Annotated in this window: 13 protein-coding genes; 3 read left to right on the top strand and 10 right to left on the bottom strand. The window is 47.5% G+C overall.

Annotated elements, in window-relative coordinates; translation table 11 throughout:
• Positions 1–12: 12 nt before the first annotated feature.
• From esaA to HC660_RS16070, 5 genes are all read right to left on the bottom strand, one after another.
• The gene (gene esaA, locus HC660_RS16050; RefSeq protein WP_168748646.1) at positions 13–3,258 is read right to left on the bottom strand and encodes a type VII secretion protein EsaA; all 3,246 of its coding nucleotides are present in this window, start codon (positions 3,256–3,258) and stop codon (positions 13–15) included.
• Positions 3,255–7,742 carry a type VII secretion protein EssC gene (essC, locus tag HC660_RS16055; RefSeq protein WP_168748647.1) on the bottom strand — a complete coding sequence of 1,496 codons (4,488 nt, stop codon included), beginning with the start codon at positions 7,740–7,742 and terminating at the stop codon, positions 3,255–3,257. Before essC ends, esaA begins: the two co-directional genes overlap by 4 nt.
• 60 nt (positions 7,743–7,802) lie before the next feature.
• The gene (gene essB / locus HC660_RS16060; protein ID WP_168748648.1) at positions 7,803–9,158 is read right to left on the bottom strand and encodes a type VII secretion protein EssB; all 1,356 of its coding nucleotides are present in this window, start codon (positions 9,156–9,158) and stop codon (positions 7,803–7,805) included.
• Positions 9,159–9,172: 14 nt separating this feature from the next.
• Positions 9,173–9,412, bottom strand: coding sequence for an ESX secretion system protein YukD (gene yukD, locus HC660_RS16065; protein ID WP_010331710.1), 240 nt, complete (start codon positions 9,410–9,412; stop codon positions 9,173–9,175).
• Between the two features lie 69 nt (positions 9,413–9,481).
• Entirely contained in the window at positions 9,482–9,775 is a 294-nt protein-coding gene (locus HC660_RS16070; RefSeq protein WP_003220661.1) for a WXG100 family type VII secretion target, read from the bottom strand.
• A 518-nt stretch (positions 9,776–10,293) separates the two neighbouring features.
• Here HC660_RS16070 and HC660_RS16075 point away from each other — a divergent pair.
• The 3 genes from HC660_RS16075 to HC660_RS16085 all read left to right on the top strand — a co-directional run bounded on the left by HC660_RS16075 (position 10,294) and on the right by HC660_RS16085 (position 13,546).
• Positions 10,294–11,517, top strand: coding sequence for a sporulation transcriptional activator AdeR (locus HC660_RS16075; protein ID WP_168749498.1), 1,224 nt, complete (start codon positions 10,294–10,296; stop codon positions 11,515–11,517).
• Positions 11,518–11,618: 101 nt separating this feature from the next.
• The gene (gene ald, locus HC660_RS16080) at positions 11,619–12,755 is read left to right on the top strand and encodes an alanine dehydrogenase (RefSeq protein WP_168748649.1); all 1,137 of its coding nucleotides are present in this window, start codon (positions 11,619–11,621) and stop codon (positions 12,753–12,755) included.
• A 113-nt stretch (positions 12,756–12,868) separates the two neighbouring features.
• Positions 12,869–13,546, top strand: coding sequence for a YukJ family protein (locus HC660_RS16085; protein WP_010331713.1), 678 nt, complete (start codon positions 12,869–12,871; stop codon positions 13,544–13,546).
• A gap of 51 nt (positions 13,547–13,597) precedes the next feature.
• Here the strand turns inward: HC660_RS16085 and HC660_RS16090 are convergent, their stop codons facing one another.
• The 5 genes from HC660_RS16090 to dhbC are packed head-to-tail and all read right to left on the bottom strand — an operon-like array spanning position 13,598 to position 24,784.
• The gene (locus HC660_RS16090; RefSeq protein WP_044158967.1) at positions 13,598–13,807 is read right to left on the bottom strand and encodes an MbtH family protein; all 210 of its coding nucleotides are present in this window, start codon (positions 13,805–13,807) and stop codon (positions 13,598–13,600) included.
• A gap of 13 nt (positions 13,808–13,820) precedes the next feature.
• On the bottom strand, positions 13,821–20,960 hold the full coding sequence (locus HC660_RS16095; RefSeq protein ID WP_168748650.1) for a non-ribosomal peptide synthetase: 7,140 nt from the start codon (positions 20,958–20,960) through the stop codon (positions 13,821–13,823).
• 18 nt (positions 20,961–20,978) lie between these two features.
• Positions 20,979–21,914 (bottom strand): isochorismatase, encoded by a 936-nt coding sequence (locus tag HC660_RS16100; protein WP_168748651.1) that lies wholly within the window; start codon positions 21,912–21,914, stop codon positions 20,979–20,981.
• Positions 21,915–21,939: 25 nt separating this feature from the next.
• Entirely contained in the window at positions 21,940–23,559 is a 1,620-nt protein-coding gene (locus HC660_RS16105; protein WP_168748652.1) for a (2,3-dihydroxybenzoyl)adenylate synthase, read from the bottom strand.
• A gap of 28 nt (positions 23,560–23,587) precedes the next feature.
• Positions 23,588–24,784: an isochorismate synthase DhbC gene (gene dhbC / locus HC660_RS16110; RefSeq protein WP_168748653.1), complete on the bottom strand. Its 1,197-nt coding sequence runs from the start codon at positions 24,782–24,784 to the stop codon at positions 23,588–23,590.
• Between the last annotated feature and the right edge of the window lie 25 nt (positions 24,785–24,809).

A 24,809-nucleotide genomic window follows, 5' to 3' on the forward strand; every position in this document is an offset into this window, starting at 1 on the left:
TCCAAGCTGCGATTACGCTTCATACGTTTCATCGCTTTCAGCTGTTTTTTCTGCTATCAAGCGAATGACAAGCGGCAGAGCCGCTGCAATCAACGTAATGATCAGCAGAACCGATATTCCCATTGTAAACAAATGCCCTGTTCCGTACTGGATGTCGATATATACCTTCGACACCGGATCTTCAAATGTGAAGTTCGGCATAATCAAGTCAATAAGCGGCGCAACATAGAATAAAATCATTGCCGCTGAAGCAACCCATCCAGGAATTGATCCGAATCGGAATGCCGCCCGAATAAAGGCAGAGCTCGCGACCAGCAATAATATCGTAAACACAGACCACTTAATCGTCTGATCGTCCGGCAGTGAATAAATATTCAAACCGAACAAGCTGATCATCAATCCGACAAGGATATTCAGAATTCCGAAAAGCGCTCCTTTGACGAGCAGCGGCGCATTCTGGTAATACGAGCTGAAATATCCGATTAACAGACTGCTGATTAAAATAATAACCAGGATGACAACCGGCGGCACCGTCTGAATTTTTTCTTCCGGAACCTGACCGCTGATTTTAAGCGGGTTTGCCAAGTAATCATATACATAGCCGTTGTTTTGGCCATCTACTAATGTATTGCCCAGAATGCCGTATACGTCACTGCGTACAAGCTTCGTGGAGGCAACATTTTTACCCCAGTTGTTATTTAATGTGTCAGCTTTCGTCTGTACATCATTTACGCTTTGCTGCATGTTTGTTGTGTAATCAATAATGCCTGACTGGCGTTCCGATAATGAGCCCATCACGTCTGACATTTGCAGCACTTCCTGGCCGACCGTATCTTGCACGCTCAATGCCATTGTGCCTGACAGACCATCATTATTGAACGTTGCAGATTCCTGCGCTGCACCGGTTACAAGCTGTTCTGACGCTTTAGACGCACTCTCAGAGATTTTCGTCAGTTCATCGAGAACACCGGCTTGAGAATCACGGATATAGCTGCCGTAGTTGTCTGCAAACTCGGTCATGCCATTGATGAAATTGTCGATGTCTTCATCGGTTTGCATCGTGTTGTTTTTGAGATCTTCCCAGCTTGCTGATTCTTCCGGTTTGATGGCTAGGACTGATTTGACGTTGCCCTGCTGGCCGTCAATGGCATAGTTTTTTGCAGTGCTGTCTATCGTTCCGGATAATACAGAGTCATACACAGATAAATATTTATAGTATCTCATTAAAGCGGAGATGCTTTCTGTGTTGATTTCCCCCGGGAATTGAAGCTGATCTTTATTCTCCAGCTCGCGAATCGCTCTGTAAATCCCTTCGAACTCCCTCTTCCGTTTCGCTTCAAGATTTTCAAGTTTATCTTCTAGCTTTTTTACTTGGTCTTTCAAGTCATCAATTTCATCATTAAGACCATCCATTTGCTCTTTTAGTTCTTCTAATTTCTTTTTCAGCTCTTCATTATGGGCAGTTTCTTTTTCTTTGAGCTCTTCTTCAATTTGCTTGATTCGCTCAGACGCTTTGCTGAGCTGTTCTTTTGCTTTTGCGATATCAGAAATATCATCGTTTCCTGTTTGATCTTCGTCCTCAGGTTTAGTCGAGCCACCGTCGCCTCCGGTATCTCCTGAATCGCCGGTTCCGTCTTCATTTGCCAGCTGGATAAATTGAAGGGCTGAGTCAGATGAAGCAGTCTGTTCGGCAGATGTGCCCGTTTCGGTTTGTCCGCTGTCTGACTTACCATTGGAGGCATCTCCGTTCTGCTCCTGACCGTCTGTTCCCTGCTGCTGGTCTTGATCCTGAGTATTGCCGTCCGTTTGCCCGTCATTCCCGGTATCACTGCTGTTATCATCGTTTCCGGTGTCTCCCTGTGTATCATCGGGAATGGTGCTGCCTCCGTCATCTGGATGATCCGGCTTGTCAGTGGACGGCTCGTCTGTTCCCGGTTTTTCAGTTCCCGGGTCCTCCGGTGTCGGATCCTCTTTTTCAGGCTCCTTCAGATTGTCTGAAATATCTTGAATGTCAGCGGCAATGTTTTTCAATTCTTCACGCTGTTTTTCAAGATCGATTTTCAGTTCTTCAGGATTTTCTTCGTTCGGGTCTTTATCTTCATCATCTGAACCATCATCTCCATCAGGCTGCGGGTCAGCTTTCGCAACAGTGAGCGCCTCGCGCGCTTCAACAAGCAGTCCGTATACTTGGTTTAAAGCTGCCTGTCTTGATGCGGTCTGGTATTGGTTAATTAAATCGCTTTGTATCTTCGCCATACCAAGTTCCTGCTGAGGCACTTGGCCTTCCCTGATTTGCTGGGCGGCTGCCAGAACTGTGCTGGTTTGTCCAAGCTGTGTTTTCACTTGGCTGATACCTGTTGACAGGCCGCTCATCTGCTCGCTGAACTGATTGGCCTTTTGCTGTGCTGAAATGGCATCCAATCCTGTCTGGATTTGCTGCTGAGTTGAATCCTGGGCTGCCAATAGCAGCTTCTTTTGATTTTCTTGATATTCTTTGTATCGTTCCACAGTATCAACGAAGTCTTTCAGGGTGTTTTTGGCTTCCTCCGCTGTCGAAGCTTTTTCTTTTGTCGTGCCTTGGGCTTCATTCATTGATTTCTTCAGCTCATCGATTAGGTCTTTCTGGCGTTTGATTTCACCTGCTAAATCGTTAGAGCTTGGTTTGTAGAAATTGTACATGACGTTTTGGAATTCAGATTCTTTATTGACGATTTTGTCAAACTCTCCTCTGATATTGTCCACTTTTTGTGAGACAAAGTTCCAATATAAGGCCGACATTTTTTTGTTCATTGTTTTTTGGGCATCTTCAAGCTCACGCTGCACTTTTTCTTTGTTGACCGCATTCAGGTTATCTTGAATGCTGAACTCAAGCGTGGCTTTTTGAGGACGCTCTTTGTCGTAGCTCAAAATATTTTTTGAGAAATCTGAGGGAATGTAGACGATCGCATCGTATTTTTTCGATTTCAGGCCTGTTTCCGCTGCACTTCGGTTCACGACCGTCCAAGAATAATCAGGACGTTCCCCCAGAACGGCAGCTACTTCCTTACCGAACTGGGCGGATTGATCATCTTCATCGTCCGCTTTCACCTCATCACTCAATACGCCTGTGTCTTCATTCACCACTGCGATTTGCCGCGTGGAATTGGCTGCTTTTTTCGTCGGATCTTCCCCGATAAATTGGAAAAACAAAACCGGCAGCAGCAAAATAATGATGACGGCGGATATTAACTTGATTAAGTTTTTTCGTTGTTCTGTCATCTAGCACTCTCCCTTTCAGCAGAACATAAAGGAATTTGAACTTTTTGCTCCTTCCCGTTTTCCACAACATATCCGAAGCCCGGCTGAATCTCCGGCTCCTGTCTTTGGTACGGAAGAGGAATGACATTTTGTTCAGATTTTTTCATCAGCAGGATAGCGTGTCTGATTTGCTTCATCTCAGTCGTCAGGGAATCATAGCCTTTGGAGAACTCACTGTGATTGCCTGCCGGAATAAAGCTGAAGCCAAGATGCGCGTAAGATTTCATAAAGTTCGCCAAACGGTCTTGAATTCTCGTATCAATCGTCTGCTGGAATCTCGTAATTCCGTCAATCATTAGAACCACTTGAGAGAATCGCAAGCTTTGTGCGTCTCCCTGGCGAACGGCTTCTACATACATTGCTTCTCTTGTTTTAAAAATGTCTTCTGCTGTTTCAATCCACTGCTCAATATCATCTTTTGTTTCCAGATATGCGACATCTGTTTCTTTTGCATATTTGGATAAACCGCGGTCGATCGAGTCAAACAAACCGATCATTTCCGTTTCATCATCAAGCAGATGCTCGAGCATCACTTTTAAGACGTTTGTTTTTCCTCGCTGTGTCTGCCCTAATATCAGGCAATGCTTGTGCTTAGCCAAGTCAAAGTACACCGGGCTGACGGTTTCTTCATGAAGCCCGATCGGCACAGATAAAGGCTTGCGTTCCAGCTTGAAGCGGAGAGAAAACTCTCTCGTCGACAGGCTTTCCGGCAGCATCGGAATCGGAGCCGGCTGCTGAAGTGAAGCGTAGCGATCCTGAAGAACCTGCACTTCTGCTTTCAGCTCGTTGAACATGCCGATATCATCCTCTGCTTCAACAGGCAGGAACATTTGGGCGAAATAAAGCTCTTCTTTTTGAATGATCACGCGCCCCGGGATCGGCTCAAGGCTGAACTTCGGCCGTCCGTAAATGGAATATCCCTCGGATTGATCCATCAGGTAATGGACAACCTTTGTTTTCAGGTTGTTCAAGAGCGACTGGCGGACAGCATTTACGCGCGTCGCCGTCAGCATGAAGTAAATCCCCAAGCTTTGTCCGTCTCTGGAAAGCTGGACAAATTCCGATTCAAGCTCATGCATCTCATCCTTGACGATATCAAAGTTGTCGATTGTGATGAAAATGAATGGAAGCTCTTCTTCGCTCAGCGCATTGTACATTTTGATATGGCTGATTTCTTTTTCACGGAACAGACGTTTTCGGCGGTCAATTTCCTCTTTGATCCGGATCATGAACTTTTCAATTTTTCTCGACTGATCCATCAGGAAGTAATCCGCCGTGTGCGGCAGCTTCGCTAATGGCAGAAGCGTTCCGTTCCCGAAATCAAAGATATAGACATGAAGCTCTTCAGGCGTGTAGACGTCTGCAAAACTCATCAGGAATGTTGCCGCTGCAATCGATTTCCCATAGCCTGAGGAGCCGAAAATGCCGATATTTCCGTCTTCCATCATTTTATAAGCAATCGGTGCCTGTCTTTGCAGATCAGGTTCATCAACATAAGCAAAGTGGAAATGGTCCTTTTCTTCTGATGGGAAAAGGGTGCGCGGGATACGTTCCGCAAGCGGCGGCAGCCAAGGACTCGGCAGCTTCTCGATTCCCATTTCCTCTTGAATGCGTTCGATTTCGTCAACCACTGCTTCGATTTCTGATAGAACTTCTTTTTTCGCCATTTCTTCGGTGTCGACCTCAGAAAGCGGGATCAGGCCGGTATCGGTGACAATTGCGATTTCATCCTCTGTTCCGTAAACTTCCTCTAAGTAAGGGGCCCCGCTCCAAGCGGATTGGAACAGCTCGTACACTTCATTGTTTCCGACCTGCAAATAACCGCGTCCGGTAACAGTGATGTTCGCGGCATCGCTGTTTTTCAAAATCTCTTTACTATCGGTGGCATCCTGAACTTTAAGCGCTACTTTAAAGCGCGAGTTACTCCAAATTTGGTCGTCGATGATACCGCCCGGCTTCTGTGTCGCCAAAATCAAATGTACACCGAGGCTTCGGCCGATACGTGCGGCACTGACAAGCTCTCTGATAAAATCAGGCTCTTCGCTTTTCAGCTCTGCAAACTCATCTGAAATTAAGAATAAGTGCGGCATAGCTACTTCTGCTTTCCCCTGCTTGTACAGCTTAGTATAGTCATTGATGTGATTGACTTGATATTGATCAAACAGACGCTGCCTTTTTTTCAGCTCGCTTTTAATCGAAGCAAGCGCACGCATACTGAAGTTTTGGCTGCCTTCAATATTGGTGATTGTGCCGAGCAGGTGGGGAATATTGCGGAACGGCTGCGCCATTCCTCCGCCTTTATAGTCAATTAATAAGAAAGCCGCCTCATGCGGGTGAAAGTGCACAGCAAGTGACAAGATATAGGTCTGGAGAAATTCACTTTTCCCCGAACCTGTTGTCCCCGCGAGCAAACCGTGCGGCCCGTGGGCTTTTTCGTGAAGGTTCAGATGTACAATGTCATCCTTCCCTTTATAGCCGATCGGCACCGACAGCGACTTCGACGATTCACTCGTCAGCCATCTTTGCTGGATTCCGATTTCTTTTACTTCCTTCGCATGGAAAAGCTCTAGGAACGAGACCATTTCCGGAATGGAGTTCGTAATGCCCACCTGGTGGTTCAGCGTGCGAAGCGTGCGTGAAAACCGTTCGTTGTCCTCGCGCTGATGTTGATCGAGCCTGAACGGGATTCTTACCGCTTTTTTCTTTTGTATTAAAATGTCGCCTTCATTTTCGTTGATATAGCGGACAAGGGTCGTAATGTTTTCTGATAAACTTTCCTTTGTGTCCGCAGCGACAATGGTAGAGATACCCAGATGCTCATGCTGTCCTTCCAGATATTCAAGAATGACGTGCTCTGAAATCAGCTGCTGATTTGTAATGACAAAAACAAAATGCGGTTTAAACTGCACTTTTTCTTTGTCCTCTTCCAAGTCACGCTCTCTTATCAATTCGTAAAGAGAAGACAGGAGCTGGTCACGGGTCTGTTCATTATAAATAAAGCCTTTTGCATAAATATGGGGCATTTGAAATTGCGGAAGCCACTTCATCCACTCCCAGTCTTTATACTCTTCTTCATGAAAAATAAAAACGAAACGCAAATCGTGATAGCTGTTAAAGAACGACAGCTGGCCGATCAGCTGGTGAATCTCATTCTTAACAATCTGAGATTTCCCGACAAGGCCCATCGGCCCCTCCGCCAAATCCACCGTAACCGGCGCATTGCGGATGTCCTTATAGACACGCTGCATGTGCTGCGATTTCTCCATAAGGTCATCAATATCACGGTTCGCCAGGTCTCCGCCGCTCATATTGATTTCATAGCTTGCAGGAACTGTTCCGGTCCCGAGCCGAATCTGGAGATAATCCTTGCTTTCGAGTGATTTTTCCCAAATTCGGTCACTGATTTCACTTGTTAAGTATTTCATTTGTTCAAAAGAAGGAAAATGAAAGTCAAGAACCTGCTTTTGCTTTTCAGCAAGTGCCTGAAGCTCTTTTCTCTTATTATCTAAGTAAAGCTTATACACGCGCTCCCGCTTTTCCTCGCGTTTTTTCCGCTGGTTTTTATCCCGGAAATATTGAACGGTCGAGGTAATAAGGGTCATCATAAACATCGCCAAAGAAACGAGTATAAATATGCCGCGCGGCTGGATGATGGCGACAACGCCCATCACAATCAGCATCACAAGCGGAGGCAGGATGACGAGCCACAGCCCTCTATTGGTTTGATCGCTCTCCTGAGAGGGAAAACTGAAGGACACACGGTCATCTGGCAAATCGTACACCATCCGCGGCGTTCTTCTGTACTGCGGATATTTCTTCTGCATTTCTGTGCTTGGTTTGACCGTTTTGGTTAACACTGTTTCAAGCGGTGTGTAATGAACGATTTCTAAGAGGTCTTGTTCAGTTACTCTCATTAGCGTAAAATTCCAGAATATTTCATCTCCCGGTTTGAGCGGTGCAGCACTTATTACCTTCTCGCCGTTCAAGAACACATTCCCGCTTTCTGGGAGAATCGACCATTTCTTGCCGATATGCAGTAATGAAAATGTGCTTTGCTCCGCAAAAGCAAAATCATTCGCGTTCAAGTAGATATCTGCTTCTGTCTTTTCTGAGGAACATGTCATCTCGTCTCTGTTTCCTGTAAAATAAACGGATTTTTCAGGCTTGCCGGCAATTAAAAACAGACGGATATCCTGCTGGTCCGTTTGAAGAGAAAATGATGCATCAGTTTCAAGACTGCCCAGGCAATCATTTCCCAGGAAAACATCGTACTGGCTGCCGGAATCCTTCCTCTGAAGAGAAATTACTCCGCTCTCAAACGGAATGGTGCCGATGGTAATGGAATCCTTCACATCTGGCCCTATGGTCACCGGCTGGGACGCAGGGAGGTCAGACAGTTTTAGTTTTTGGACGTTTTGCTGGTAGAAAACCCATAATAGACTCAAATGGCGAACCCCCTAACGGCCGAAATACGGCGTGCGATGACCTGAACTTCATGTTTCACTTTATTTGTCATCTTTTTTCTCATCTTTCTTTTCTTTCTCTTTTTTCTCTTGTTCTTCTTTTTTCGCTTTTTCCTCGGCTGCAGCCTTTTCTTCTGCCGCTTTCTCTTCAGCTTGCTGCTTTTCTTTGTCTGATTGTTCTTCAGTGGCTTGGCTGGCTGTATCAGTTTCTGCCGTGTCTGTTATCGCTTCTTCTTTTTGTTCTTTCATTTGTTTGGTAATTTGATCGATCTCGCTTTGTACCGTATCCAGTTCTTTTTGCTTTTCATCATCTTTCATACTGTCATCTGCTAATATTTCAGCCTTATATCGAATCAGCCCCAGCCCTATGTACGGGTTATACTCCAGCTTTCTTCCGATACTAACGGCTTCTTTATTCTCGCCTCTCCCTATATCTATCCAATAAAGAAAGTGCTGTGGGTCTGATTGGAGCGTGACCAAATTATTTTCAATTTGTTTCTTTTGAGTGTCGCCTAATTTTTCAACCTCAACATAAGACATTGCAAGCTGATACTGCACTGAATCAGGCAGGCTTTCCGCATCATATTTAGCCAGTGTGCTGATAACCTCACTGTACTGCTTGTTTAAGAAAGCACGGTTGCTTTCCACAATCGCCTGATGCTTTGGCTGCGCGAAAAATAAAGCATACATCGAATAAATCAGAGCCGGCACAAGCAACACAATGAGTCCCAGGCCGATATATCTTTGGATGTTCCATTTCTTTTTCGGGATATGTATGTATGTTTTGGCTTTGGCTTCGAGCTCATCGATATGTGTCTGAATCAGCTCGAGCAGTTCATCATAGGACTTCGCATCCAATATCGCTTTTGTCTCCGGAGAGAAAGTCAGCGTTTCATTGAATTTCAAGTAGTCCTCAAATGCAAAAGCGCCGTCAACTGCCAAAGCCGCTGCAGCTTTTAGCTCCTGCCAGACTCTCTCCTCATCATGCTCGTAAGGAGGAATGCTTTCTTTTACGCCGTAATGAAGAAAATATGGGGTCAGCCCTTTATCGAATACAATGTTTTCCGGGGCCACAATCAAATGCAGCCTTGATAACTTGTGCTGCTGTACAGCCTGAACAAGCTGATAGGCAAACTGCCATTTGCTTTTTTTATCTTTAGCTTTTATCAAGCGAAATTCTTTATAGGAGGGAGGAGGTTGGATTGTGATGATCACTTCGTCTTCCGTCACATCGATCTCTTTATGAAAAAATGGATTTACATCCTTGATCACGTTCGCTTCGAGACCGTCCAGAAGCTTTATTTTTTCCCGTTGAAAGGTAAATGTAAAGCCGTCTTCCGTTTTCTTAGCAGCAGCTTCTAATTGGTTTTCTAAATATGATGTTTGTTCACCTGACATTCAACCAGATCCTTTCATAATATTTCAAGCCGGTCTCCGCTTGTAATGCCGCAATCAGATAGCTTGCATTCTCCGGAAAACACCGTATCCTTATTGACCACTCTGATCCAGTGCCCTTCGCGCGGAGGTATGGAAACGCTTTGGGCCTGCCAAGCGATGTCAATGACTTTTTTCACCGGGTGGTAATCTGACAATCTGAGATCGAAGACACTTCCGTTATAATGTTTCAAATCTATCGTAATATCAATATACATGTTTATTCACCCTTACATAGAAAGAGCGCCGTCTTCTGGTGAATCAGGCGCTCCTTCCCTTTCATACTGTTATCCGCGGATTTGATTTGCGATGTCTTGGTCAGTAGACTCAAGAGTATTTGCTGTTTGATCAAGCTGCTGGTTAACATCTTGAAGCAAATCTGACATTTTGATAAATGAAGGTTTGAGCTGCTCGTATTGATCTGCGAACGCTTCGCTAGAAGCACCTTCCCACATGCTTTTTAAATCAGAGATCATTCGGTTTAAACGATCAACCTGATTTAATACTTCTTGGCTTTCAACGCCATATTGCTTCGCCATCGCTCTTAGCTCTTCGGGTGTGACACGAATTAATCCTGCCATATTCCTCATTACCTCCTGTGCCATCAGCCTAAATATGGGCTAATTCACTTATTTTTAGAACGTAATTATTATAAAAACAGTTTTTCGGTACAGTCAAACAAATATGTTTTAATTTTACAAAATGAGTCCAATGGTTTACCTCTCGCCTCTTAAAAATTACATATTTTGTTAAACAAATAGGTTTATTTTCTCAATCCACGTCGCCTTCTTGGAATAATCCAAAAGACCCAAATGATTCTCTAACTCCCAAAAAAAACCTTTCAGAAAATTTGATGCTACAGCACCATCTCTGAAAAGGTTCAGTTTTTCTGAAACACTCATCAGCCTGTTTCTCGCCCAAGACAGAACATGTATCTCATTATATTTAAAAAGTGTTTTTTTGACTTTGTTCACTTCTATTAAACTGTATTCTTTGTTGTTGATTTTCACAAACAAGAACAATCATAATAAAAGCAAGACGATATGATGTCAAAGAGAACAAAGAATACAAGGATGGAAAAGTAGGGATAATGATGACCATGCCAAAGGATCCGTTTAAATACAGTTTTGACAGACTGGAAGATGTGGCTGATCATATCAGTGAAGTGCTGCAATGTCCGATCACCATTGAAGATGTGAACCACAAACTGCTAGCCTACAGCACCCACAGCGATTGTACTGACCCTGCCCGGACGTCTACGATCATTGGCAGAAGAGTGCCGGAGAAGGTTATTAATAAATTGTGGAAAGACGGGACGATTCCCGCGCTGCTAAAAACAGACCAGCCGATCAGAGTGAAGGAAATTGACGAAGTCGGACTAAGCAACCGCGTCGCGATTTCGATTTGGAAGAACAACCAGGTGCTGGGGTTTATTTGGGCGCTTGAAATTCAAAAAACATTGTCGGATGATGATCTGCTGACATTAAAAATGGCGGCTAATGCAGTAAGAAATAAGCTGCTTAAGCTCCAAATCAGAAAAACGAAAAATGAGGAACGCAGCCAAGAGTTTTTCTGGAAAATGCTGACTGGACACATCTATCAAGAACAGGACATGACGGATGGGTTTAACAAGCTTGGAATGGTCGTTCCCTCTGAATTTTCCGTGATGATCATCCGGGTAAACGGCGAGCTGACCGAAAAAACAGAACAGCAACTTCATTATCTGCAGGAAACGACCCAGCAGGTTCATGCTCTGCTGACGACCGTTGATTCCAATGAACTTATCATTTTAACCGCGCCAAAAACGGATCGTCCTTTTCAAGATTTAAAACAGTTCGCTTTCAGCACGCAAAGACAGCTGAGGGAACGTTATAAAATAGAAGATGCTTCTATTGCATTTGGCGGAATATACAACTCGATTTCGTTTGTCTGCCGTTCATATCAGGAAGCACTGTCCGTATTGAAAGCAAAGGAACGGTTTGCTGAAGAAACCAAGCATCTTTTCAGTTTTTCAGAATTAGGCATTTATCAATACTTGGACGTGTTAGATGAGAAACGGAAGCAAACGGGATATTTCAACTACTCCCTTTCAAAACTCGAGCAGTACGACCGGGATCACCAGTCCAATATGGTCGAAACGCTCGAACGTTTTATTGAAGCCGACAGCAATGTGAATACCGCCTCTAAGATCTTGAATATTCACGTTAATACATTGAATTACCGGCTGAAGCGAATCAGCCAGATCGCTGAGATCGATTTAAAAAATGTGAATCAAAAGTTTACTATATATTTGGATATCAAACTTCGAAACATGGGTTTGTGAAATTTCACAAACCCATGTTTTTTTATTTTCTGTTTCAAACAAAGAATTTTCCAAAAAATCAAGCTACACTAAACATATCACATATACGGGAGGAAATAGATATGATCATTGGGGTTCCTAAAGAGATAAAAAACAATGAAAACCGTGTCGCTTTGACGCCTGGGGGCGTTTCTCAGCTCGTTTCAAACGGTCACCGCGTGCTGGTTGAATCAGGCGCAGGCCTTGGAAGCGGCTTTGAAAATGAAGCCTATGAGTCAGCAGGAGCGGAAATCATTGCTGATCCGAAACAGGTCTGGGACGCTGAAATGGTCATGAAGGTCAAAGAACCGCTTCCGGAAGAATATGCAAACTTCCGAAAAGGGCTTGTACTGTTTACTTACCTCCACTTAGCGGCTGAACCGGAGCTTGCACAGGCACTGAAGGATAAAGGCGTCACAGCGATCGCGTATGAAACGGTAAGTGAGGGACGGGCATTGCCTCTGCTTACACCGATGTCCGAGGTTGCAGGCAGAATGGCAGCGCAGATCGGAGCCCAGTTCCTAGAGAAACCTAAAGGCGGAAAAGGAATCCTCCTTGCCGGAGTGCCTGGCGTTGCCCGAGGAAAAGTAACCATTATCGGTGGGGGCGTAGTCGGAACCAATGCGGCAAAAATGGCTGTCGGCCTAGGTGCAGATGTGACGATCATCGACTTAAACGCGGATCGCCTGCGTCAGCTTGATGATATATTCGGCCATCAAATTAAAACGTTAATTTCTAACCCTGTCAATATCGCCGATTCGGTAGCCGAAGCGGACCTTCTCATTTGCGCCGTATTAATCCCTGGTGCTAAAGCGCCGACGCTTGTCACAGAGGAAATGGTGAAACAAATGAAGCCTGGTTCAGTGATTGTGGATGTTGCAATTGACCAAGGCGGCATCGTCGAAACTGTCGACCACATTACGACACACGATCAGCCGACATATGAAAAACACGGCGTCGTTCACTATGCTGTTGCGAACATGCCGGGCGCTGTGCCTCGCACTTCAACAATTGCGTTAACGAACGTTACGGTTCCATATGCACTGCAAATCGCAAACAAAGGGGCAGCAAAAGCACTTGAAGACAATGCGGCACTAAGAGCGGGATTAAACACAGCAAACGGCCACGTGACCTATGAGGCTGTTGCCAAAGATTTAGGATACGAATATGTCCCTGCCGAGAAAGCCTTACAGGATGAATCATCTGTGGCCGGCGCTTAATTCATATTGAGCTTGCAGAAAAATTTCTGCAGGCTTTTTTTATCTTTTAAAAAGGAAAAAGGAAATGATGTCTCGAATTAAAACGAAGAACTTGATCATAAAGGAGGATTCATATGGCTGTTCAGCAATATGGCGTGTTAAAAGGCGTTGTCTTAGATATGAAGCGGGAAACAGATGATGACAGTCCTCATTTCCAAGTCAAGATGCTCGGTGAAGAGAATACGTATTACAGGTGCGCCATCAATGTCATGTCCAGTTCCGAGGAATCTGAAGTATTGTATTTGGCAGACGATCAGTTTGATTCGAGCTCCATTACCATCCTTCCGAACATGCCGTATGGATATACGAAGATCAATGACGAAAACCGTGAAGTAGCACTGGATTATGTGCGGGGCAATCTTTTTGATTCACGGGAAATGAAGCCTTTGCCTCATGAAATCACGGGGCCTGATAATGATTTAAATGACTTTATTGAAACGTATATGAAGAAAGCGAAAGAAGAGAAAGCGCCGGTTTATATATTCGGGTCAAAATTTGGACCTGAACAGGCGGCAGATAAAATATTCGGCTTTACCCCGACAAACGGTATGCACAACATCCACATGAATCAAGGCAATGCGCTGGATACCCGCTGGAAAAAAGACAACGGCTCTTGGCATGACGGAGGCATTCTGATTCAATTTGCCGATCAGTGGGCCGCTGTGTTTTTAGCGTTTTTATCCCAGTCATGGTGTACGGATGAAAACGGGAACCCTGTCAGAGATTGCGATCATACCCAAACATCTGCGTAAGATAGAAAAAGAGACTGCCTGCTGCAGTCTCTTTTTTTACCGTCAATGCATTTAGACATTTTCGACAGGCTTTAGGCTGTTCGGCCTCATATCGCTCCAATGCGATTGGATGTAGTCCAGACAAGCCTCACGCCCTTTTTGTTCATGAACGACTGTCCAGCCGCTCGGCACATCGATAAAGCCGGGCCACAAGGAATATTGGCCCTCTTCATTGATGAGAACAAGGTATATGCCATCCGCATTTTCAAAAGGATTTGCCATTGCTTTTCCTCCTTCATTGATTCATTTCTTCCAATTTAGCTGCCAGAACCCGGCCAATGACTGCGAGCGGTTCCGGCTGACAGAGATCTTTATGGCGGCAGTCAATGTCGATTTGTTCAATTTGTCCATCAATATAAGGCTTCCACGAATCAGGTTCAATCGGGTCAAACCATTCAGGAATGATAGTTGATCTGAAAAACAGAACATTTCCGCGGAAGGTTTTCGGTGCATATGAACCTAAAATGCCAACAGAATTAACGTACGTATTCTTTAGGTTTAAAATGACCGATTCATCCAGACTGGCTAGTGCGCTGCCATCTCTCCGCAGAATTTCAATAGCTGTTTTAAAATCAAGCGGTTTGTCCCCTAAGCTGTCTGGGTCGTACCCGCCTAACGCGAGAAGGGCAATAAGCGCTTCTTCATCATCCGGTGCCTCTTTTATAGGAAGGAAGTGGTTTGGATAGGCGTCCAGCATAACCAATAGAGAAACGTCTTCCCCTTGCTTTTGCAGCTGTGTTGCCATTGCTTGAACGACATTTCCGCCTAAGGACCAGCCAAGCAAATGGTACGGCCCTTTCGGCTGGATCGTCCGAATCTGTTCTATATAGTCGGCAGCCATGTCATCGAGCGTTTTCGGAAGCGCCTCCTGCTGTCCAATTCCCCGCGCTTGCAGTCCATAGATGGGGTAATCCGTTCCTAATGATGTCATCAATCCTGCATAACACCAGCTAAGTCCCCCCGCCGGATGTACGCAAAACAACGGAAGCCGGTCTCCGCTTGTTCGGAGCGGCAGCAAAACATCAAGAGCGCTTTGGCTTGAACCCATCTCCAGTCTTTCGGCAAGCCCTGCCACAGTCGGCGCTTCAAATAGATTGCCAATGCTGAGTTCAACCCCGAGTGCTTCACGTATGCGGCTCATCAGCTGAACTGCGAGCAGGGAATGTCCGCCCAAATCGAAGAAACGGTCATCAATACCGACACGCGGCAAATGAAGCACTTCCATAAACAAGTCACAAAGGATTTCTTCCTGCGGGGTTCTCGGCCCGCGACCTGTCACCGCAGCAGCAAAATCTGGAGCAGGCAGCGCTTTACGGTCAAGCTTTCCATTCGGCGTCAGCGGCAATTCTTTCATCGTCACAAAGGCTGAAGGCACCATGTAATCCGGCAGTCTCTCGGCAGCATACCTCCGCAGTTCCGCCGTATCAAACGTTTCTTCCGAGGAAGGTATGACATAAGCTGCCAAACGTTTATCTCCCGGCTGATCCTCACGAACGATCACTGCCGCATCTTCCAGCTGTGGATGCTGAACAAGCGCGGCTTCAATTTCTCCCAATTCAATTCGGAAGCCCCGAATTTTCACTTGATGATCGGCACGGCCGACATAATCGAGAGAACCGTCAGCACGCCTGCGGGCTACATCTCCCGTGCGGTACATCCGTGTGCCCGGTGGTCCGAATGGGTCAGCGATGAAGCGTTCCGCCGTTAAACCGGGCCGTCCTAAATAGCCTCGGGCCAATCCGGCTCCTGACACATACAGTTCTCCAGCCACACCCGGCGGAACGGGCTGTAAACGCTCATCCAGCACATACACGCCTAGATCGGGAATTCCGCAGCCGATCAGGCTGTTTGCTCTTATAGCTGCAATATTCCGGTCTAATTCGATATAGCTGACATGCACTGTTGTTTCGGTAATACCATACATATTGATCAGTTTTGGCGCCTGTTCAGGATGGCGATGGTACCAATCCTCTAATCGGCTGAGTTCAAGCGCTTCTCCGCCAAAAACAACATATCTAAGGCTGAGCGCCTGTCCGAGATCAGGCTGCTCCCTTTCCGCCTGCATAAACTGATAGAACGCTGATGGTGTCTGGTTCAAAATGGTCACACCCTCTTTTACCAGCAGACGCAGAAACGCTTCCGGAGATCTGCTGATATCATGAGGCACGATAACAAGCCGCCCGCCGTGCAGCAAAGGTCCCCAAATCTCCCAAACAGAAAAGTCAAACGCGTAGGAATGGAACATTGTCCACACATCGTCTGAACCGAAACGGAACCAGTGATCGGTCGCTCCAAACAACCTCGTCACATTTTGGTGAGGAATCATGACGCCTTTTGGAACGCCTGTTGAACCGGATGTATAAATAACATAAGCCGTGTTGAAAGGTGACAGCGGGCGAATCCTGTCCGTATGATCAGGATTCAAAGGACTATATGTTTTTAGTTTCTCGCATAATTCCGGATCATCCAGCACAATTTTCGGCACATTTTCTGCAGGCGGGATTTGATTTTCCACCTGTGAGCTCGTGATGATAATCGCAGGCCGGGCATCGTTCAGCATAAAAGCGATTCGGTCGGCCGGATAGTCCGGATCAAGCGGCAGGTATGCAGCTCCCGCTTTCAGTACCGCTAACAGTCCAATAGTCATATCCAAAGAGCGAGGCAATGCTAATGCCACAAATTGCTCCGTTCCGACGCCTTTGCTAATCAGCAGCCGGGCAAGCCGGTTCGCCCTTTCATTCAGCTCCGTATAGCTCATCGCCTTATCTTTATACACGACAGCAATGGAATCAGGGCTCAACGCAGCTTGTTTCTCAAACAGCTCCGGGAGACACGCTTGCGGAATCTTTTCAGAAACACTTTGCCAATCCGTCGCCGTGATGCTGCGCTCCTCTGGTGCTAGAATATCCAGGCTTCCGATTTTCTGGTCAGGAGCAGCCTCGGCAGCCTCAAGCAGCCGCAGAAGGCGATCAGCGAGAGCTTGAACAGTTTCACGTTTAAAAAGATCGGTGCTGTACTCAAGCAATCCTTCCAGTCCATTTGGTGTCCCGTCATCAAGACGGCTTTCACTGATTTCTAACGTTACATCAAATTTGGCAGATCCTACGCTATGAATGTGCAGGCTGCTTTCTGTACCAGGCAGGTTCAGTTCTGCGTCAGGCGTATTCTGGAACGCGAGCATGACTTGGAATAATGGGTGCGTCGCCCGGGAGCGAACAGGATTGAGCACCTCTACAAGTCTCTCAAACGGCAGATCCTGATTTTCATAGGCTGCCAGATTCACTTCCCGCACTCTGTCCAGAAGCTCACGGAAACTCGGATCACCAGTCGTGTCTGTTCTGAGCACCAATGTATTGATAAACAGTCCCACAAGATCACCAAGCGCATCGTCATTCCGCCCCGCGATCGGGCTTCCAATCGGAATATCCGTTCCAGCTCCGAGCCTCGTCAGCAAGGCGGCAAGCCCTGATTGAAGCACCATAAACAGACTTACTCTATTGGCACGCGCCAGTTCCAGCAAGCGGCTGTGAAGCTCTGAGTCTATACGGAAATGGATTGTATCTCCCTGATGACTCGGCTCAGCCGGACGTGAATAATCAGTTGGCAGTTCGAGCTGATCGGGCAGGTCTTCCAGTCTCTCTTTCCAGAAAGCTAGCTGACCGGCAATCAAACTGTCTGGATCATGCTCGCTTCCGAGCAGACTTTGCTGCCAGAGCGCATAATCCGCATACTGCACAGCAAGCGGTGTCCATTCGGGGGCTCTCCCGTGACAACGGGCGGTATAAGCAGCAGCCAGATCACGAGTCAGAGGGGTCAATGACCATCCGTCTCCGACAATATGGTGCACGAGCAGCAGCAGCACGTACTCATCGGGACCGATAACAAAGAGCTCGGCACGGAAAGCAGGCTCAGCTGCAAGGTCAAAGCTGTAGCGAGCAGCAGCGGCAAGCCTCTTAGAAAGCTCCTCCTTCTTTATTTCTGTAACATATAAATCAGGACGGGCTTGATCGGCGTCTAAAATATGCTGATAAGATGTCCCCTGTGATTCAGGGAAAATGGTCCGAAGGCTTTCATGGCGGCTGATGAGGTCATACAGTGCCGCTTGCAGCGCTCCTTGGTTCAGTTCACCTGAAAGACGGACGGCAACCGGGATATTATAAGTAGGACTTGGCCCTTCCAGACAATGGAGGAACCATAGCCGGCGCTGTGCAAAAGAAAGCGGAATGTTCTCGGGACGTTCAGCTCTTTGCAAAGCGGGACGGACACTCTGCGCCTGGTCAAGATGTGCAGCAAGTCCGGCAACTGTCGGTTCGTCAAAGAGCTTGGCGATGCCCAGCTCAGCTCCCATCGTCTCACGAATTCGGCTCATCAAACGGGCGGCAAGGAGAGAATGGCCGCCCAGCTCGAAGAAACTGTCATCAATACCTACGCGTGCAAGACCCAGAACCTCTGCAAACAGATCACACAGTATCTCTTCTTGAGGCGTTCGAGGTCCCCGGTCAGTGACAGATGCGCTAAAATCGGGTGCCGGCAATGCTTTCCGGTCTAGCTTGCCATTAGGTGTTAATGGCAGTTCATCGATCTCCACAAATGCCGCAGGCACCATATAATCAGGCAGACTGGCACCAACATAACGGCGAAGCTCAGCAATATCTAGAGCTGAAGAAACAACCAGATATGCCACTAATCGTCTATCTCCCGGCTGATCCTCTCGAACGACAACCGCAGCCTGTTCAATTTGCGGATGTTTAGCAAGCACGGCATCAATTTCTCCAAGCTCAATGCGGAAACCGCGAATCTTGATTTGATGATCGGCCCGCCCAATGTAATCCAGAGACCCATCTGCACGCCAGCGGGCCTGATCTCCGGTCCGGTACATCCGTGTGCCCGGCGGTCCGTACGGATCAGCAACAAAGCGCTCCGCCGTTAAATCAGGGCGTCCTAAATATCCGCGGGCCAAGCCGGTTCCGGCAATATAGAGCTCCCCAACAATGCCTGGCGGAACGGGCTGCAAACTATTATCGAGCACATATACCTGCGTATTCCAAATCGGCTTTCCGATCGGAGGCACACCCTGCACACCTTTTTCGAGAGAAGCTGCCGCAGACCAAATGGTTGTTTCAGTAGGGCCGTATAAATTAGTTACTGGACAATCAAGTGCCTGCAGGGCCTGCAAAAGTCCGCTCGGCAGGGCCTCTCCCCCGACAAGCACCCTGAGCTCCCGAAGTTTCTCAGGTTCGTTTGTGACCAACGCATGCCACAGGGTCGGCGTGGCCTGCATAATCGTTATATCAAAATATTCAATCATTTTAGCTAATGCCTGCGGCTCGCGGATTGTTTCTTTTTGAGCAACAACAATACTCGCTCCGCTGATAAGCGGGAGGAACAATTCCAAAGCAGAAATATCAAAAGCGACGGTCGTCACAGCCAGCAGCCTGTCTTGTTCATTGAGAGAAAATGTCTCCTGCATAGACAGCAGAAAATTACTTAAACTTTTCAGCGTGACAACAACACCCTTTGGCCTTCCTGTTGATCCTGATGTATAGATGATATACGCCGGATAAACAAGAGATACATGTACATTTGGATTGTCGGCAGAATAACGCTTCACAATTTCTTTTGTCACAGGCTGATCCAGCACAAGCTGCGGTGCCGTTATATCATCAGGCAAAGTGGCTGCAATTTCCTCAGTCGTTATCATGCATGATGGCTTCGCATCCTTCAGCATGTATGAAATTCTGTCGGCTGGAAACTCCGGATCAAGCGGAAGATAAGCAGCGCCAGTCTTTAGTACGGCAAGCATTGCAGCTACCATCTCGGAAGACCGCGGCAGAGCCAAGGCGACAAACTGCTCCGGGCCAAGACCTTTTTCTATCAAAAGATGCGCAAGGCGGTTTGCTTGTTCATTCAGCTCTTGATAGCTTAATTGAATGTGATCGCAAATCAGGGCGATACGTTCAGGCGAACGTTTTGCCTGCTCCTCAAACATATCCGGAAGGCTGAGCAGCTGCTCGGGTTTTGCTGTCTCATTCCATTCGCTTATGACCCGTGCTTTTTCTGCCGGCAAAAGAAATTCCATTTGCCCAATCAGCATGTCCTCACCGGCTGATGCCGTTTGTAAAAGCTGTAAGATCCGCTGCTGATGCACCTTTATTTCTGACTCGCTGTACACTTCAGGATTGGCATCCACATCAATTCGCAGCCCGCTTCCGTCTGTTCTGTCATAGACATTTATCGACAAATCATCAACAGGACCGGCTGAAAGATTGTGCGTGGTCCCACGGGCTCCGGCAAAGTCGAGACCGTAATCAAAAGGCATCACATTAATTTGTGGGCCAAATAATCTATGATTTTCTCCTATTAGTTTCAGATCCCGCCGCAGTTCCTCATGGCGGTATTTATGATGCTGCCGGATACTGCGGATTTCCCGGGAAATCTGCAGCACAAGCTCAGAAAAGCTCATCGAAGGACTCACAGACAGCCTCAGCGGGAGAAGATTCATCACCATAGCCGGAACATTCAAGGATGCCGATCCCATCCGTCCCATCATGGGCAGTCCGAGCACAACATCCTCAGAGCCGGTCATGCGGTGTACATAAGCAGCTGATACCGCAATCACGACTTCATGCCAGCTTCCGGCATAATAGCGCGCCGCTTCTTTCAATGCGTTTACATCAGATGGCGGCAAATAAGCAGTCTGGCGCAGAAAGCTTTTTGAGGTTCTCGGCGCCCGTTCTGCCAAACTGACAACTTCAGGCCTGTCCGCAAAACGATTCAGCCAGAATTGACGATCCTCTTCATATGTATCAGACGAGCGGTACTCTGCGTCCTCCGCCAAAATATCCTGCAAAGAGCCGAAGGAACGATCATCGGCGGACCGCCCTCCTGCAAGTGCCGTATAGGCCTGTGCAACCCGCTGGGCGATCAGAGAAAATCCAAAGCCGTCGATCGCAATATGGTGAATGCGCTGATACCAAAAGAAACGCTGAGGCCCGGCTTTAAACAAAGCTTCGCGGAACAACGGGTCATGCTGTAAATCGACCGGCTTTGCCAAGTCAGCTTTCATCCAGTTTAAAGCGGTCTTTTCCGGATTAGGTTCAGAGCTGACGTCAATGACTTGGAGCTGTACATCCGGTGATGGATTCATCATCTGCCAAGGCCCGTCCATATCTTCACCAAAGCGGACATGAAGTGATTCCGCTTCTTTTATGACGTGCCGTAAAGCTTCTTCAAAAAGAGAAATATCGATTGGGCCGTTGATTTCTATATATTCGGCTGTATTGTAGATTGGATTGTCCGGATCAAGCTGCTGAGCAAACCAAATACCGCTTTGCGCTCCGGTTAAAGAATATTGAAGATCTTTTGTATCAGGCATCCGTCTTTTTACCTCCTTTTATAAATAGTCCGCGTTTGGCAACACTCTCTCAATGCGGATTGAAAGCAATTTCTGCCATTCTTCTATCGTCGGCCGTTCAGCCAGTTCGACGAATGTCACCTCGGCTCCTTCACGGCGCCATTGTTCCACTAATGTCATGATCCTTACAGAATCAAGTCCCCTATTCAGTAAGTCCTCATTATCTGCAATGTCATCAGGAGATTCTTGGAGAAGCTCAGCAATTTGTGTGCGGATACTCTCGCAGGTAAATATATGTTTTTCAGCTTTTTCTGATGGCTTTTGAGCCGCAGAAGGCGTATGTTTCAGCTGATCAAGCAAGCTGTCGGTCATCAGCGTAAACGCACAGCGCCCAGCCGCATAATCAAGCGCCATTTTATGCTTGTCCCGAGAAAAGTCAGCAACTGCATCAGCAACAAAAAATGCTTCTATATCCTCCATAAACGCTTCACATGCTGTAACGAGACAGCCAATATGAGCATAAATCCCGGAGATGATCAGCTGATCACGCCCCTGTTCACGCATGATCTCAAGCAGATTCGTTCTCTTAAATGCGCTGTATCTCCATTTTGTCAATACGAGATCATTGTCTACCGGTGCAAGCTCGGCCACAATTTTTTCCTCATAAGGGCCGCTGCTTAATCCAGGTCCCCAAAAATCAGTCAGCAATGCCCGGTCCTCCGGGTTTTGACTGCCGGGCTGCGCTGTGTAGACAACAGGTATCCCGAGCTGAACACATTGATCCTTCAGTTTGCGTATATTTGCTGAAAGCTCTATTACCGGAGACGCTCCAGCTGTAAACGCGTCGACAAAATAGTTCTGCATATCGTGTATTAAGAAGACTGCCCGATTTGGATCAGGCACCCATGATACTTTGTTTGTTGGCATATCAGACGCTGTCGGCATTTGATACGGCTGAATGGCAGGAATAGCCATTTGAACACTCCCTTTCAAATCGTTTCTATTTTTTTGAACCTGCAAGAAGTTTTTCGGCGATCGCTTCGCGAAGCGCCTTTTTGCTTACCTTTCCTACCCCTGTCTGCGGGAAGGACTCAACAAATTCGATCCGGTCTGGAATTTTATACGCTGCAAGCCCGCGTTCTCTTAGAAAAGCTTTGAGCTCTGCGGCTTTCGGCGCTTGATCCCGGGGAATAATGAACACACAAGATCTTTCACCAAGAAATTGGTCTGGCATTGAGACCATTGCCGCATCATGCACAGCCGGATGTGCCAGAAGATGATTTTCAACCTCTTCAGCCGCCACTTTTTCCCCGCCGCGGTTGATTTGATCCTTTGCCCGTCCTTCCACGACAACATAACCGTCGGATGTCAGTCTCACTAGATCGCCAGTGCGGTAAAACCCGTCCTCGGTAAACGAAGCCGCATTGTGCTCATCAGCCTTATAGTATCCCCGGATCGTATACGGTCCCCGTGTCAGCAGGTGCCCCGTTTCACCAGGTTTCACGTCATGGTCCTGATCATCCCACACACGTATTTCATCGTAAGAAGACATCGGCTTACCTTGGGTATTGACAATAACTTCCTCGGGGTCATCAAGCCTTGTATAATTAACGAGCCCTTCTGCCATTCCGAAGACCTGCTGCAAGGTGCAGCCGAATACAGATTTCACTTTGCGCGCGGCTTCAGCGCTGAATTTCGCGCCGCCTACCTGCAGCACTTGAAGGCTTGATAAATCGTCATCTCGTGAGGCAGCAGCGTCCATCCATACCATTGCAAGCGGCGGGACAAGAGCTGTGATTGTCACCTGTTCCCGTTCAATCAAAGGGAACGAGTCGTCCGGACTCGGAGAAGGAGATAAAACCACTTTTCCTCCAGCGTATAATACGCCTAGCACCCCGGGTGAGCTCAGCGGGTAATTGTGCGCCATCGGCAATGCGGCCAAGTACACAGTGCTGTGATCAAGCCAGCAAACCTCCGCGCTCATCCGCAGGCTGTATATGTAGTCATCGTGGGTTCGCGGTATCAGTTTCGATAAGCCGGTGCTTCCGCCAGAAAGCTGTAGGAACGCCACATCCGAAGATTTTACTTCAGGCAGCTCGCCAGGTTCTGTATGCAGTGCCTCAAGCGGCTGGAATTCCTCCGCCTCACCTGCGACAATGACGTGTTTCAAGGACGGCAGCTTGCTTCGAACCTGTCTGGCAAGTGTACGGTAGTCAAATCCCGAATGGGAATCGGGGATAATATAAGCCTCCGCTTCAGCAAACTCGCAAAAATATGTAATCTCACTGCTTCGATGAGAAGGCAGTGCAAAGACCGGGAGCGCTCCCAGCCGAAAAAGTGCAAAGATGACTTCAAAAAACTCCGCGATATTCGGCAGCTGCACGACTACACGATCCATTGGTTTAATACCGAGCTTTTGCAATCCGGCTGCCAGACGGTCAGCCCTTGTGTCAAGCTCTTGATAGCTCCAATGGGTGTCCCCGCATGTAATCGCGATTCGATCGCCATGTTTGGCAGCCCGGTCTCTTAACATGTCTCCAAAAGTCTCACCGGCCCAGCAACCGTTCTCCCGGTACTTTTCCGCAAACTCCTTAGGCCACGGCGTAAATCCATTCAGCATGCTGTTTCCCTCCTGCAATTATTTCTGATCATATGTGATTGACACCCATTGCGCGAAGCATCGTCCGAAACTTTGCGGATGTCTCCTGAAGCTCGTCCTCTGCTTTTGATCCGGCTACAACACCGGCCCCTGCAAAAAGACGAAGTGAGCGTTCTTCAGCCTCTGCACACCGAATCGTAACGATCCATTCGCCATCGCCTGCATCGTCACACCAGCCTACCATGCCGGTGAAGAAACCGCGGTCAAAAGGTTCAATTTCACGGATGGCTTCTCTTGCAAGGTCAGTCGGTGTTCCGCAGACTGCCGGCGTAGGATGAAGCGCGGCGGCTAGTTCCAGCGAGGTTACAGTCGGATCAGAAAGCTCTCCTTTAATGACACTGGACAAATGCCACATCGTCTCCGTTTGGATCAGCGAAGGCTTTTCCGGAACGTCCAGCGACCGGCAAAAAGGCCGCAGCCCGGCGGCAACCGCATCAGCCACAACAGCATGCTCATGAAGATCCTTTGCGGAAGAAAGCAATTCATCGGCCCGGCGCTGGTCCTCAACAGGATCATCACTGCGAGGTCTAGATCCCGCTAACGGATTGGATACCACCTGAGTTCCCATTCTTGAAACGAGAAGCTCGGGACTTGCTCCGAGTAATGTCCGATGGGAAGATGAGTCATCTGGGCCTGATACCTCGGCTGCAAAAGTATAACCATGTGTATTATGCCGCGCCAGATGGTGAAGCAGTTCACCCGTTTGTATCGCTTCAGGTGATGTCAGATGCAGCGATCTGGACAGGACGATTTTGCTGAGTGTGCCGTCAGCAATGCTTGCCAATCCTTGTTCTACACCTTTTTTATAGTCCTCCGGTGCAGGAACAGGCTGTATGTGATATGTATGTACCGGCTGCTGTTCAATCTTGGCATCACCGAATTGAAGCGGTCCCGACCACCGTACCTCCTCCGGAACGACGAGCCGGGGCGGTTTTAAATAATCAAATGGAACAGCTCCCACAACAACCGGACGGCTTTGCCCCAATTGCTTTGCTTTGTTTAGCGCCTCAGCAATGCGGCCGGGTAAGGTTTCTAATTGGTTTTGTCCGTCTGCATCCGGCACGGCTTCACTTATTCCTTTTCCAAGCAGCACACGATGAGGGGAAGCCAAGAAAAAAGCGCCCGGCTGATACTCATGAAGCAAATGCTCCGCCTTCGTTTCAGATATAACGTTTTGTTCCAACATCTTCATAAACCTCCTTTGAGTTAAC

It is taken from the genome of Bacillus mojavensis (assembly GCF_012648005.1).
Lineage (GTDB): Bacteria > Bacillota > Bacilli > Bacillales > Bacillaceae > Bacillus > Bacillus mojavensis.

Excerpts from the sequence above, each read along its gene's own strand:
- HC660_RS16095 (WP_168748650.1), bottom strand. The coding sequence starts at position 20,960 with ATGCCTGATACAAAAGATCTTCAATATTCTTTAACCGGAGCGCAAAGC.
- yukD (WP_010331710.1), bottom strand. The coding sequence starts at position 9,412 with ATGTATATTGATATTACGATAGATTTGAAACATTATAACGGAAGTGTC.
- HC660_RS16070 (WP_003220661.1), bottom strand. The coding sequence starts at position 9,775 with ATGGCAGGATTAATTCGTGTCACACCCGAAGAGCTAAGAGCGATGGCG.
- dhbC (WP_168748653.1), bottom strand. The coding sequence starts at position 24,784 with ATGTTGGAACAAAACGTTATATCTGAAACGAAGGCGGAGCATTTGCTT.
- HC660_RS16090 (WP_044158967.1), bottom strand. The coding sequence starts at position 13,807 with ATGGCAAATCCTTTTGAAAATGCGGATGGCATATACCTTGTTCTCATC.
- HC660_RS16100 (WP_168748651.1), bottom strand. The coding sequence starts at position 21,914 with ATGGCTATTCCTGCCATTCAGCCGTATCAAATGCCGACAGCGTCTGAT.
- HC660_RS16085 (WP_010331713.1), top strand. The coding sequence starts at position 12,869 with ATGGCTGTTCAGCAATATGGCGTGTTAAAAGGCGTTGTCTTAGATATG.
- esaA (WP_168748646.1), bottom strand. The coding sequence starts at position 3,258 with ATGACAGAACAACGAAAAAACTTAATCAAGTTAATATCCGCCGTCATC.
- essB (WP_168748648.1), bottom strand. The coding sequence starts at position 9,158 with ATGTCAGGTGAACAAACATCATATTTAGAAAACCAATTAGAAGCTGCT.
- ald (WP_168748649.1), top strand. The coding sequence starts at position 11,619 with ATGATCATTGGGGTTCCTAAAGAGATAAAAAACAATGAAAACCGTGTC.
- HC660_RS16075 (WP_168749498.1), top strand. The coding sequence starts at position 10,294 with ATGCCAAAGGATCCGTTTAAATACAGTTTTGACAGACTGGAAGATGTG.
- HC660_RS16105 (WP_168748652.1), bottom strand. The coding sequence starts at position 23,559 with ATGCTGAATGGATTTACGCCGTGGCCTAAGGAGTTTGCGGAAAAGTAC.